Source organism: Frigidibacter sp. ROC022 (genome assembly GCF_024723735.1).
Classification (GTDB): domain Bacteria; phylum Pseudomonadota; class Alphaproteobacteria; order Rhodobacterales; family Rhodobacteraceae; genus SLM-1.
Map to the genome: position 1 here is coordinate 336,985 of NZ_JANQDU010000002.1, position 12,024 is coordinate 349,008.

Annotated in this window: 15 protein-coding genes; 4 read left to right on the forward strand and 11 right to left on the reverse strand. The window is 67.8% G+C overall.

Translation table 11 applies throughout. The features are described from left to right. Positions 1-184 precede the first annotated feature (184 nt). Both NUW50_RS08355 and otsB read left to right on the forward strand, forming a co-directional pair. Complete coding sequence (locus NUW50_RS08355; protein WP_258288640.1) at positions 185-1,600, forward strand: alpha,alpha-trehalose-phosphate synthase (UDP-forming); 1,416 nt, start codon at positions 185-187, stop codon at positions 1,598-1,600. A gap of 3 nt (positions 1,601-1,603) precedes the next feature. Then, positions 1,604-2,338, forward strand: a complete 735-nt coding sequence (gene otsB, locus NUW50_RS08360) for a trehalose-phosphatase (RefSeq protein ID WP_258288641.1) — start codon at positions 1,604-1,606, stop codon at positions 2,336-2,338. Positions 2,339-2,381: 43 nt separating this feature from the next. Here otsB and NUW50_RS08365 read toward each other — a convergent pair whose 3' ends face one another. Next, positions 2,382-2,711, reverse strand: coding sequence for a DUF1491 family protein (locus tag NUW50_RS08365; protein WP_258288642.1), 330 nt, complete (start codon positions 2,709-2,711; stop codon positions 2,382-2,384). Positions 2,712-2,789: 78 nt separating this feature from the next. On the opposite strand from NUW50_RS08365, the gene NUW50_RS08370 reads away from it, so the two are divergent. Then, positions 2,790-3,008, forward strand: coding sequence for a hypothetical protein (locus NUW50_RS08370; RefSeq protein ID WP_258288643.1), 219 nt, complete (start codon positions 2,790-2,792; stop codon positions 3,006-3,008). Here the strand turns inward: NUW50_RS08370 and era are convergent. From era to NUW50_RS08395, 5 genes are all read right to left on the reverse strand, one after another. Next, the gene (gene era, locus NUW50_RS08375; RefSeq protein ID WP_258289309.1) at positions 2,992-3,891 is read right to left on the reverse strand and encodes a GTPase Era; all 900 of its coding nucleotides are present in this window, start codon (positions 3,889-3,891) and stop codon (positions 2,992-2,994) included. The genes NUW50_RS08370 and era overlap by 17 nt on opposite strands. Before the next feature lie 58 nt (positions 3,892-3,949). After that, complete coding sequence (gene rnc / locus NUW50_RS08380; protein ID WP_258288644.1) at positions 3,950-4,639, reverse strand: ribonuclease III; 690 nt, start codon at positions 4,637-4,639, stop codon at positions 3,950-3,952. Continuing rightward, on the reverse strand, positions 4,636-5,421 hold the full coding sequence (lepB, locus tag NUW50_RS08385) for a signal peptidase I (RefSeq protein WP_443135107.1): 786 nt from the start codon (positions 5,419-5,421) through the stop codon (positions 4,636-4,638). Before lepB ends, rnc begins: the two co-directional genes overlap by 4 nt. A 239-nt stretch (positions 5,422-5,660) precedes the next feature. After that, positions 5,661-6,065 carry a holo-ACP synthase gene (gene acpS / locus NUW50_RS08390; RefSeq protein ID WP_258288646.1) on the reverse strand — a complete coding sequence of 135 codons (405 nt, stop codon included), beginning with the start codon at positions 6,063-6,065 and terminating at the stop codon, positions 5,661-5,663. 63 nt (positions 6,066-6,128) lie between these two features. Further along, positions 6,129-6,275, reverse strand: a complete 147-nt coding sequence (locus NUW50_RS08395) for a hypothetical protein (protein ID WP_258288647.1) — start codon at positions 6,273-6,275, stop codon at positions 6,129-6,131. Between the two features lie 90 nt (positions 6,276-6,365). On the opposite strand from NUW50_RS08395, the gene NUW50_RS08400 reads away from it, so the two are divergent. After that, the gene (locus NUW50_RS08400) at positions 6,366-7,280 is read left to right on the forward strand and encodes a LysR substrate-binding domain-containing protein (RefSeq protein ID WP_258288648.1); all 915 of its coding nucleotides are present in this window, start codon (positions 6,366-6,368) and stop codon (positions 7,278-7,280) included. A gap of 79 nt (positions 7,281-7,359) precedes the next feature. Here NUW50_RS08400 and NUW50_RS08405 read toward each other — a convergent pair whose 3' ends face one another. The 5 genes from NUW50_RS08405 to NUW50_RS08425 all read right to left on the reverse strand — a co-directional run bounded on the left by NUW50_RS08405 (position 7,360) and on the right by NUW50_RS08425 (position 11,870). Continuing rightward, entirely contained in the window at positions 7,360-8,229 is an 870-nt protein-coding gene (locus tag NUW50_RS08405) for an NAD-dependent epimerase/dehydratase family protein (RefSeq protein ID WP_258288649.1), read from the reverse strand. Positions 8,230-8,293: 64 nt separating this feature from the next. Beyond that, positions 8,294-9,745, reverse strand: coding sequence for an ArnT family glycosyltransferase (locus tag NUW50_RS08410; RefSeq protein WP_258288650.1), 1,452 nt, complete (start codon positions 9,743-9,745; stop codon positions 8,294-8,296). Beyond that, positions 9,735-10,040: a lipid-A-disaccharide synthase N-terminal domain-containing protein gene (locus NUW50_RS08415; RefSeq protein WP_258288651.1), complete on the reverse strand. Its 306-nt coding sequence runs from the start codon at positions 10,038-10,040 to the stop codon at positions 9,735-9,737. Before NUW50_RS08415 ends, NUW50_RS08410 begins: the two co-directional genes overlap by 11 nt. After that, positions 10,037-10,750, reverse strand: coding sequence for a glycosyltransferase family 2 protein (locus NUW50_RS08420; protein ID WP_258288652.1), 714 nt, complete (start codon positions 10,748-10,750; stop codon positions 10,037-10,039). Before NUW50_RS08420 ends, NUW50_RS08415 begins: the two co-directional genes overlap by 4 nt. An 85-nt stretch (positions 10,751-10,835) precedes the next feature. Continuing rightward, positions 10,836-11,870, reverse strand: coding sequence for a LacI family DNA-binding transcriptional regulator (locus tag NUW50_RS08425; RefSeq protein ID WP_258288653.1), 1,035 nt, complete (start codon positions 11,868-11,870; stop codon positions 10,836-10,838). Between the last annotated feature and the right edge of the window lie 154 nt (positions 11,871-12,024).

The following is a 12,024-nucleotide window of genomic DNA, read 5'->3' on the forward strand; positions in this document are numbered from 1 at the left end:
CTTCACGAAGCGCGCGCCTTCACAAGGCCGGACCCCGCCTGCGCGGGTTTGCTGCACCAGCAAAATTTGACATGCCGCAGTGCAGCGTGCGACCCTGTTGTTGGAACCATGCCGTGCGCTTCGGGTTGACCTGTTGGTCTGGGCCCGGACGACAGAACCTCGAACCGACAAGGACTTCCACTCAATGCCCCGAGTCATCGCCATTTCCAACCGCACCGCCGCCGATCCCTCGGCCCGCGCCGGAGGCTTGGCCGTCGCACTCTGGGACGCGCTTCGCGCTTCGGGCGGGCTATGGGTCGGCTGGACCGGGAACCTGGTGGACGAGCCACCGAGATCGGCACAATGGTCGCAGGACGAAGGTGTCGAATTCCTGCTGACCGACCTGACCCGCGCCGAATACGACGCCTATTACATCGGCTATGCGAATCGCACGATCTGGCCGGTATTCCACTATCGCATCGACCTTGCGCATTTCGACAGCGCCTATTTCGACGCCTACGCCGCCGTCAACCAGCGCATCGCCAACATGGTGGCCAGCAAGGCCCAGCCGGACGATCTGGTCTGGGTGCATGACTACCACTTCCTGTTGATGGCCGACTGCCTGCGCCGGGCCGGGGTCGGCGGGCCGATCGGGTTCTTCCTGCATATCCCGTTTCCGGCGCCGGAGATCTTCCAGGCGCTGCCGCAGCACGACTGGATCGCCCGCGCCCTGTCGGCCTATGACGTGATCGGGCTTCAATCCGAACATGACCGGGTCAATCTGACCCGCTATCTGACCGAGGTCTGTGGCGGGGTCGAGACCGCCGACGGCCGGATCGAGGTCTTCGGCAATCTGATCCGGGTCAAGGCCTACCCGATCGGCATCGACCCGGCCGCCTTCGAAGAGGCCGCGAACAGCCCCGAGGCGACCGAGGCCGCGACCCGGCTGGGCCGGTTTCTGGGCGGGCGCGACCTGGTGCTTGGCGTCGACCGGATGGATTACACCAAGGGCCTGCCGGAGCGTTTCGCCGCCGTCGGCCAGTTCTTCGACGCCCATCCCGAGTTTGCCGGCAAGGTCAGCGTCACCCAGATCGCGCCGCCGTCACGCTCGAAGGTCGAGGAATATCAGGACCTGCGCCAGCAGCTCGACGAACTGGCGGGCCGGATCAATGCCGACTACTCGGATCTCGACTGGATTCCGCTGCGCTATCTGGCGCGGCCCTACAGCCGGGACGAGCTGGCCGGGCTGTATCGCATCGCAAGGGTCGGGCTGGTGACGCCGCTGCGCGACGGGATGAACCTGGTCGCCAAGGAATTCGTCACCGCGCAGCGCCCCGAAGACCCGGGCGTGCTGATCCTGTCGGAATTCGCCGGGGCGGCGGAACAGCTGCCCTCGGCGCTGCTGGTCAATCCGCATGACACGCAGCAGATGGCCGAAGCGATTCACCAGGCGCTGATCATGCCGCTGGACGAACGGCAGAAGCGCTGGAAGGCGGCGCGCGAGGTGATCGAGGCGACCGACCTGACCTGGTGGCGCGAGGCGTTTCTGGACGATCTGCGGGCCGTGGCCAAGACGCCGGCCAAGGCGGCCTTGCGCGCCGTGGCGGCGAAGGCGGGTTGAACCTTGCCCTCGCCTGACCCGACGCCGCCGGCGCTGACCGTTTCGGACGCGCTGTTTCTGGATTTCGACGGCACCCTGGCGCCGCTGGTGGCCGATCCGGACTCGGCCCGGCTGCTCCCCGAGCAATCGGCCCTGCTGGAACGGCTTGCCGGCCGGCTGTCGGGTGCGCTCTGCCTGATCTCGGGCCGGGCCCTGGACGATCTGGCAAGCCGCAGCCCGGTCGGGCTTTGGCGTGCCGGGGGCCACGGGATCGACCTGGCCGCACCGGGCCAGAGCGCCGCCGAACGGGTGGAAACCCCGCCCGACCTTCTGGCGGCGGTGGCTCCGGTGGTCGCCGGGTTCCCTGCCGCCCGGATCGAGACCAAGGGGCCGGTGGTGGCGGTCCACTACCGCGCCGATCCCGACTCGGGTCCGGCCCTGGCCGGCGGCCTGAAACAGGCCATTTCGGCGCTGCATGGCTATCGGCTGCATGGCGGCAAGATGGTCTGGGAGATCAAGCCCGAGGGCCGGGACAAGGGGCGGGCCCTGCACCGGCTGATGCTGAAGCCGCCCTTTGCCGGGCGCCGCCCGGTGATGCTGGGCGATGACGTGACCGACGAGGATGGCTTCGCCGCCGTGCAGGAGCATGGCGGGCTGGCGGTGAAGGTCGGCCCCGGCCCTTCGCGGGCCGCGTTCCGGTTGCCGGGCGTTCCGGCGGTCTGGGACTGGCTTCGGGGTCTGGAATCAGACCCTGCATAGGGAGTTCCGCGCAGATTTCAGTACCGGAGCCCCCGGCCCCGCCTCAATCGTTCAACCCCACCTCGTCCAGCAGATGCCGGCCGTCGCGGCTTTCCACCTCGATGATCCAGAGGTCGGGATCGTTCCGGCGCTGCCTGGCCAGAACCGCATCCACCTCGGCTTCGGGCCCTTCCGCCAGCACCATCCAGATCCGGTTGCCGCTGGCCGGATCGAAGCTGCGCTGAAAGGCCCGCGCCTGGCCGTCGAGCGTTGCCAGCTTGACCACCACCGCGCCGCCGCTGTCGTCGCCATGCGCGGTGACATAGGCCGGGATGTCGGCCAGCTGCAGACGCTTGAGATAGGCCCGGACCCAGAAATCCGCGGTCAGCCGCATGGGGCACCGTGACGGGATTTGTCACTGGACCGGCGCAGGGCCCCGGCTATCCTGACCGGCAGACAGATGGAGTCCAGCATGGCACAACCGTTCCGTTTTCCTCTTTGGGCCCGCATGGTGATCGGGCTCGGGGTTCTGGTCAATCTCGCGGCCGTGACCGACCTGCTGCCGGACAGCGTCGAGCGGCTCTGGCTGCAACTGGTCGCCAATGCGGTGATCCTGACCCTGGCCATCTGGTGGCTGGCCCGGACCGCGCTTGGCCGGCGCAATCCGCCGGCCCCTAGTTCCCGTCCTTGAAGTCGAGCCCCATTTCCGAGAACCGCTCGGCCTCGTCCAGCCAGTTCGGCCGGACCTTGACGGTCAGGAACAGATGCACCTTGCGGCCGAGAAATTCCTCGATCTCGAGCCGCGCCGCCTGGCCCACGGCCTTGATGGTCTCGCCCTTCCTGCCCAGGACGATGCCCTTGTGGCCATCGCGTGCGACATAGACGATCTGCGCGATCCGGGCCGAGCCGTCGGGCTTCTCCTCCCAGGACTCGGTCTCGACCGTCAGTTCGTAGGGCAGTTCCTGATGCAGCCGGAGGGTCAGCTTTTCGCGGGTCATCTCGGCGGCGATCATCTTGACCGGCAGATCGGCGATCTGGTCTTCGGGATAGAGCCAGTGGCCCTCGGGCAGCTCGCCCGCCAGCCAGTCGCGCAGCGCCTCGATCCCGTGGCCCCGCTCGGCGGAAATCATGAAGGTCCGGGTGAAGGGGAAGGCCTTGTTCATCTCTTCGGTCAGGGCCAGAAGCTGCGGCGCCTCGACCCGGTCGATCTTGTTGATCGCCAGCGCCACCGGGCGGTCTCCGATCTTTTCCTTGAGCACCTCGACGATGGTCCGGACCCCGTCGGTCATGCCCCGCTGCGCCTCGATCAGCAGCACCACGATATCGGCATCCGCCGCCCCGCCCCATGCCGCAGCGACCATCGCACGGTCCAGCCGCCGGCGCGGCCGGAACAGGCCCGGCGTATCGACAAAGACGATCTGCGACCGGCCCGCCATGGTGACGCCGCGAATCCGGGCCCGGGTGGTCTGGACCTTGTGGGTCACGATGCTGACCTTGGCCCCGACCATCCGGTTCAGCAGGGTCGATTTCCCGGCATTCGGCTCTCCGATCAGGGCGACGAAGCCGGCACGCATCGGGCCGTCATCCGTGGCCGCCGCCTCGGGCGTGGCATCCGGGGTCGGTTGGTCGCTGTCACTCATCGCCCGTCTCCATCCGCGCCAGCAGCGCCTTGGCCGCAGCCTGCTCTGCCTGCCGCTTGGCATTTGCCTGCGCCCGTTCCGAAGCGCCCGAGGCCAACCGCGCCTCGACCGTGAACACCGGCGCATGGTCCGGGCCTTCCCGGTGCAATTCTACATATTCCGGCGGCGGCAGGCCACGCGCCTGCGCCCATTCCTGCAGGGCGGTCTTGGCATCGCGGGCATCCTCGGCAACGGTGCCGATCCGCTCGCCCCAGAGCCGCAGGACAAGCGCCTCGGCGGCCTCGAAACCGGCGTCGAGATAGACCGCCGCCAGAACCGCCTCCATCGCGTCGCCCAGCAGGGCCTCCTTGCGGCGCCCGCCCGACATGGTTTCCGACCGGCCCAGCTTCAGCACCGCGCCGAGATCGATGTCGCGGGCCACCTGGGCGCAGGTCTCCTTGCGGACCAGGGCATTGAACCGCGGCGCCAGCTGCCCTTCCGAGGCCGCCCGATCCGCCCGCATCAGGGCCGAGGCCATCACCAGCCCCAGCACCCGGTCGCCCAGGAACTCCAGCCGCTGGTTGTCGGGCCGGGTCGAAGAGGCGATCGATGCATGGGTCAGCGCCCGGACCAACAATTCCGGGCGCGCGAAGTCGTGGCCAAGACGGCGCGCGAAAGCGGTCAGCTCGGCCGAGAGCTTCAATCGATCCTCTTCAGGTAGCGATCCGACCGCCAGGTCCAGAAATAGAGCATCCGGCGTCCGGCAGAGGAGAAGATGATCCGGTCGGCGCGGCCGATCAGGTTCTCGGCAGGGACAAAACCGACCCCGCCGGCCGACTGCGCATAGCGCGAGTCGGTCGAGTTGTCGCGGTTGTCGCCCATGAAGAAGTAATGCCCCTCGGGCACGGTATAGACCGGGGTGTTGTCCGGCACGCCCTTGGTGTTGCGGATGTTCAGCACATCATGGACGACGCCGTTCGGCAGCGTCTCGATATAGCGGTCCTTCACGCAGTCGCTGCCGGTGCCGGCGGTGTTCTTGCAGGCCGGGAAGCCGCCGATCGGGCCTTGCCGGGCATAGGGTTCGACGAATTCGCCCGCGGGTTCCTGCTTGGCTTCGACGCCATTGATGAACAGCACGCCGTCCTTGACCTGGATCTTGTCGCCCGGCAGGCCGATCAGCCGCTTGATGTAATCCTCGTTCTTGACCGGGTGGCGGAACACCACCACGTCGCCCAGCTTCGGCTCCGAGCCGAACAGGCGGCCCGAGATCGGGCACATCGAGAACGGGCAGGACACCTTGGAATAGCCATAGGCCATCTTGTTGACGAACAGGAAGTCGCCGACCAGCAGGGTGTCCTTCATCGATGACGAGGGAATCCAGAACGGCTGGAAGAACAGGGTCCGGAACACGCCAGCGATCAAGAGTGCATAGACCACGGTCTTGACCATCTCGAGGAGGCCCTCCTCTTTCTTCGGCTGCGCCATCATCGACCCTCGTGTTTTTCGGCCCGCGCTACATGAGCGCCTCGGGTCCGGTAGTCAAGCAACTGCGGGGTTTGCGTGGGGTCGGCACCGCCCGAAATCCCCGGGCTTGCGGACCGTATTTCTTGCCCGATCCGGGCGATCCGGCGCAGGGCCGTGCCGGGCTGATCGCCGGATTGTGTTCGCGGCGGGACGCCCGAAGCCCGGAAAGGCCAGCCGAAGGGCACCGAAGCCCCGTCGTATCAGCCGGGATCGGGCACCGCTTCGATCACCACGAAGGCCTGCGCCCAGGGATGGTCGTCGGTCAGGCTGACATGGATCACCGCACGATGCCCCGGCGGGGTCATCGCAGCGAGGCGCTCGGCGGCCCAGCCGGTCACCTGCATCACCGGCTGACCGGTCCGCAGGTTGGTCACCGCCATGTCCTTCCATGCGATCCCCATCCTGAGCCCGGTGCCCAAAGCCTTGGAACAGGCCTCCTTGGCCGCCCAACGCTTGGCATAGGTGCCGGCGCTGTCCTTGCGGCGCTCGGCCCTGGTCTGCTCGTGCTCGGTGAACACGCGGTTGCGGAAACGATCGCCGAAGCGGTCCAGCGTGCGCTCGATCCGCTCGATATTCGCAAGGTCGGTGCCGATGCCTAGGATCATGTCGCCGCGCTGAAGCCCCTGGGGTTCCGGCCTCTTACGCCGGGCGGGCCTTGCGGTAAACCGTCAGTCCCGCGCCGGGATCGATGCCGGGAAGGGGCGCGGCATCGGCAGGTCGGCCAGGTCGCGCTTGGACATGCCGCGAAATTCGGGTTGGTCGAGGTAATCGACCTCGGTCGGGGTAGGGGAACGGAAAAGGTGGAACAGTCTCATCAATTTGTCTTTCTGGTTTCCTGAAGCATATAGGAACCCGATCGCCAGTATCCTATGGAGACTTGAGCCATCAGAGTTTAGAATATCTGAATGGAGAGCCTGAACAGCCTGCCCCTGAACGCGCTGCGCGCGGTCGCCGCCGTCGCCCGTGAAGGCTCGTTGTCCGGCGCGGCGCGAGCCCTGAACGTGACCCCCGGCGCGGTCAGCCAGCAGGTGGCCCGGGCCGAGGCGTCCCTGGCGCTGCGCCTGTTCGACCGGCGCCCGGACGGGATGGTGCCGACGCCGATGGGGGCCGAGGTCTGCAAGCTTCTGGCCAGCGGCTTCGACCAGATCGCCACCGCGGTCACCCGCGCCCGCGACAGCCACGACCGGGTGCTGACGATCTCGGTCGCACCGATCTTTGCGGCGCGCTGGCTGATCTGGCGGTTGCCGGCGTTCAACCGCCAGCATCCCGACATCCGGGTCCGGCTCGACAATCAGCTGGCACTTGTCGATCCCAACAACTCGGATGTGGATTTCGCGATCCGGATCGGGCGCGGCGTCTATCCCGGCGCGACGGTCGAACATCTGCTGACCCAATATGTGATCCCGGTCTGCGCCGCCTCGGTGGCCGAGAGGCTGAAGGTGCCCGCCGACCTGGCGCATGTCCCGATCATCCGCGAACCGCGGCCGCAATTCGGCTGGGAGGTCTGGCTGGGGCCCGAAGGACTCAGCCCCTCGATCCTGGGGGCCGGCCCCGACTACCCCGATGCCTCGCTCTGCTTTGACGCAGCGATGACCGGGGCCGGGGTGTTCCTGTCCTTCGAGACGCTGTGCCGCGAGGCCCTGGACCGGGGTCAGATCATCGCCCCCTTCCCGCGCCAGCACCCGAGCGGGCTGAGCTACTGGCTGGTTTCGGCCCGCGACCGCAGCCTGTCCGAACCGCAGCGCGCCTTTCGCCGCTGGCTGAAGGCCGAGATCGCGCGCTCGGGCATGGGGCAGGCCAGCCCGTCCCTGCAACCGTAGCGATTTCCCAAGTGCCTGCTCCGGACCCGCGCCGATTCAGGGTCCAACAAGCGGTGTCTGCCCGAATCGGCGGGCGGTCTCACAACACCGTGGTGCGGAAATCGCCCGCCGCCAGTCGGCGGAGGCCGGTGTCCAGCGAGACCCGGGGCCGCCAGCCGAGAAGCTCCTGCGCGCGGGTGATGTCGAGCACGTTCGAGGCGGCCTCGGGGCGCGGCGAGCCGTGCAGCTGGTTCATCCGCACCTCGAGCACCGATTCGATCGCCGCACGCAGATCGTTCAGCGAGGTGCCGATCCCGCTACCGAGGTTCAGCACCGCCGGCTCTGCCGCCATGGCCGGTCCGATGGCCCGGCCGAGATCGCTGACATGCAGATAGTCGCGCAGCCCCTTGCCGTCGCCATGGGTGATGAAGGGCGTGCCGCGCCGCGCCGCGTCGATCAGAAGCGCGATGACCCGGCTGCGGCTGAGATCGAGTCGGGTGCCATAGACATTGGCCAGCCGCAGGACGGTCAGCCCGAAGCCGGCCTGGCTGGCCAGGTCGGACAGCTTCTGCTCGACCAGCAGCTTGTAGCGCCCGTAGATGTTCACCGGGGCCAGTCGCGCGGTTTCGGGGACCGGCAGCGACTCGGGATCGCCATAGACCGCGGCCGAGGAGAACAGCAGCAACCGGCCGCGCCAGCCGCGCTCGGCCAGCCGGGTGAAGAGACCAAGGTGCAGATCGGCGAGCGCCTGCGGGTCGTCATCGGGCGTGGCCAGGGACGGGCCGGCGGCGTGCAGCACCACGGCATCGCTGTCGGCGGTGTCGTACCAGTCGGCCGAGGGCAGTTCACCCTTCGCGCGATCGACGGCCACGACCCGATGCCGGGCCGAGAGCACCTCGGCCATGACTCCGCCGATGGCGCCCCCTGCGCCCGTGACATAGATCTTGCGGTTCCGGATCGGGTCGGTCATCCCCCTGCCTTTCCGGTGACAGTCTAGGCCCTGCCGGCGCGGTTTTCCATCGCGGCGCGATGCATCAGCCCGGCGCGGGCACCGGGGAGCAAAGGCAATCGGGCGTGGTGACGTAGAGCTGCATCGGCTTGTTTCGGTAGGCTCCGGTTTCGGGCGCGAGCCGGCCGACAGGAATGGAGCTGTCGCAGCGCGGCACCGCATCCGCCGGGGCGACCCAGAGCACCGTCTCCGTTCCCGCCGGGTCCAGCGGATAGCGCAGCGCATAGTGATGCGGCGCGCGACCGCGGGAGGGCACGGCGCGGAAATCGAGGCCCGAATCCCGGCCGGTGTAGAACAGGTCCGCCAGGATATCCCGATCCTCGGCCACGACCGTTGTCAGACCCTGTTTCCGCGCCTCTGCGATGATCTGGCGGCTGATCTCGGCCCGGCCCAGATAGCGGTTGAGCAGGGGCTGACCGTTCACCACCAGACGGTCGGCAAAGACCGTGGCCAGCGGGAACGCCAGGCAGAAGACCATGTTGACAGCGAAGCTGACCCTCAGCCATGCCCGGGCGTTGCGGGCCAGCCAGGGGATCACCGCCAGCGTCCCGGCCAGATAGGCGGTGGCGGCCCAGTTGGCATAGGCGCGGCTCAGCAGCGCCTGGCCGCAGACCAGCGCGACGATGGGCAGGGCGAACCAGAGCAGGCGCCGCAGCTCGGCCGGACGATTGCGCCAGCCGGCCCCCAGCCAGAGCAGCGTGCCGAACAGCACCGGGCCGAAGACCGCGAATTGCGAGAAGAAGAACTCGGACAACCCGGCCAGGTTCAGCGACGCCTTGGCCCCCGGATCGCGGACCCAGTCGGCATTGTCGAGCGTATGCTGCACCGTGGTCAGCCCGTTGCCGAGGTTCCAGAGGATGTTGGGCGAGGCAGCCAGCACGAAGCCCAGCAGAAAGCCGGCCGCCTGCCGCAGGTCGAGCCGCGGCCGGAGCCCAAGGGCCAGCAGGGCGCAGAGCAGGTAGTAGACGGCAGCGTATTTCGACAGGAACCCCAGCCCCAGGGCCAGCCCGCCCAGCAAGGCCACACCCGGCCCGGCGCCGCGCAGGCAGGCCAGATAGGCCCAGAGCGCCAGCGCCATGAAGGGAAACAGGATCGTGTCGGTCGAGATCAGCAGGCTGGCCAGAGCCACCATCGGCAGGGTCAGCCAGGCGGCGACCACCAGCAGCGCCGCGCGCCGCCCCGAGAGTTGCGCCGCCACCGCGCCCAGGATCAGCGCCGTTGCGCCATGGAAGATCGGCGCCGGCAGCCGGATGCAAAACGGGCTGTCGCCGCAGACCGCGGTAAAGCCGCCGATCACCCAGGCGATCATCGGCGGCTTGGAATAGTAGCCAAGGGCGGGCTCCTGCGCCCAGAGCCAGTACTGCGCCTCGTCGACGAAGAGATCGGTGCGGTTGAAGGCCAGGCCCAGCACCCTGAGCCCGGTCACAAGCAGCGTCAGCAGCAGCGCCGGCGCCAGCCAGCCGCGATCAGGCCGCACGACGCTCGGCCCGGATCAGCCAGAGGTTCCTGGCATAGATGAACAGCCCCATCGACTGGCCCAAGATGAACACCGGATCCCGGCGATAGAGCGCATAGGCAAACAGGATCACGCCGCCGCCGATCGAGAAATACCAGAACAGCACCGGCACGACCGATTTGCGCGCCCGTTCGCTTGCGATCCACTGGACCAGGAACCGCCCCATGAACAGCAGCTGGCCGAAGAGCCCCAGGCAGACCCACCAGAACTCGACCCAGCTGTCGACATGCAGCCATTGGAACAGGGTGCTGCTCATTGCTCGGCCTCGGGCCGCGCCTTCTTGCGGCGGCGGATCAGCCAGGCGACTCCCATCAGGTCGAAGATGCCGACCAGCGCGCGTTGCAGGTTGGAATAGTTCGAACGCCCGGCCTGCCGCTCGCGATGCGATACATCGACCAGCGCCACCTCCCAGCCGTCGCGCTTCATCAGCGCCGGCAGATAGCGGTGCATGTGATCGAAATAGGGCAGCGCCAGAAAGGCATCGCGGCGGAACCCCTTGAGCCCGCAGCCGGTGTCGCGGGTACCGTCCTTCAGCGCCCAGGCCCGCAGCCCGTTGGCAAAGCGCGAGGCCAGGCGTTTCGACAGCGTGTCCCGCCTTGCCACCCTCTGCCCGGCCACCAGGCCCAGCCTGCCGGTGGTATCGGCGAACAGCGGCGCATAGAGCTTGGGCAATTCCGAGGGCGGGTTCTGCCCGTCGCCGTCGAGGGTGCAGATCACCCTGCCCCGCGCCGCCAGCACGCCGGAATGCACCGCCGCCGACTGCCCGCCCGAATGCGGATGCCGCAGCACCCGCAGGCCCGGCAGCCCGGTCGCCCGCGCCACGTCGCCGGTGCCGTCGGTCGAGCCGTCGTCAACCACGATGATCTCGGGCGCCTCGGCGGCACAGGCCGTGACGATCTCCTTCAGCAGGGTCTCGACATTCCCCGCCTCGTTCTTCATCGGGATCACAATCGACAGCGCGGTCATATGCCTACTCTGAATAGGGCGCCCGGCCCGGTTCCCGCGTTAAACACGCTCGCCCCGGCGAAGTCCACGGCGCGGCGGCCTGCCGTTACCGCCGCCGCAGCGTGTCACCGACGTCGAGGTTGGGCGTCATCACCACACGTTCGCCGCCCGAATCGTTCTGACCGACATGCGCGGCAATGATCTCGGCGGCACGGCGGCCGATCTCCAGCCGGCAGGCGTCCATCGTGGCCAGCGCCCGCGGCAGGCCTTCCAGCAGTTCCACGCCGTTGAACCCGGCCAGCCCCAGCTGGCCCGGCACGTCGATCCCCTTGTCGAGGCAGTAGAGAAGCCCGCCGGCGCCGATCATGTCGTTGGAGTAATACAGAAAGTCGAGATCCGGGGTCCGGGTCAGGATGGCCTCGGTCATCTCGCGCCCCTTGGCCAGGGCCGAGCCGCCTTCGTAGAATTCCTGATCCGCCACTTCGAGACCGGCCTTGGCCAGCGCCTCGGTGAATCCCTCGAATCGTTTCCTCGCCCGGTGGTCGAGCGGCATCTTGGTGCCTAGAAAGCCGATCCGCCGGTAGCCCTGTTCGACGATCGCCTGGGCCATCTTCTGCCCAGCCCGGCGATGCGAGATGCCGACCACCGAATCGACCGCCTCGCCATCGACATCCATGATCTCGACAATCGGGATCTGCGCCGCTTCCAGCATGGCGCGGCTTGCGTCGGAATGCTCGACACCGGCGATGATGACCCCCGAGGGCCGCCAGGACAGCATCTCGTAGAGCACCTTCTCTTCCCGCTCGGGTTTGTAGTTGGTCACGCCCACCACCGGCTGCAAAGGCGTCTGTTCCAGGATCTGCGAAATCCCGGTCATCACCTCGGGGAACACCATGTTCGACAGCGACGGGATGATGACCGCCACCAGATTGACCCGGCTCGACGCCAGGGCCCCGGCGATCTTGTTGGGCACATAGCCCAGCCGCTTGGCGGCCTCCAGAACCCGCGCCTTGGTCGCTTCCGAGACATCGCCGCGGTTGCGGAGCACCCGGCTGACAGTCATTTCGCTGACCCCCGAGGCCTCGGACACGTCGCGGAGCGTCAGAGGACGCTTCGGCTTGCGGATCTGGTCTTGCGGCACTTGCGGTCCCCCGGCGGGTCAAGAAGGCTGGCTGTCGTGTGACTGTTACTGCTTATACCAGCCAGCGCCAAGCATTGCCCGTCGTCTAACTCCGCATCGGCGCAGCGTCGCAACGCTTGCCAGCAGCGGCAGGGTTCTCTATCGAGACGCTGCT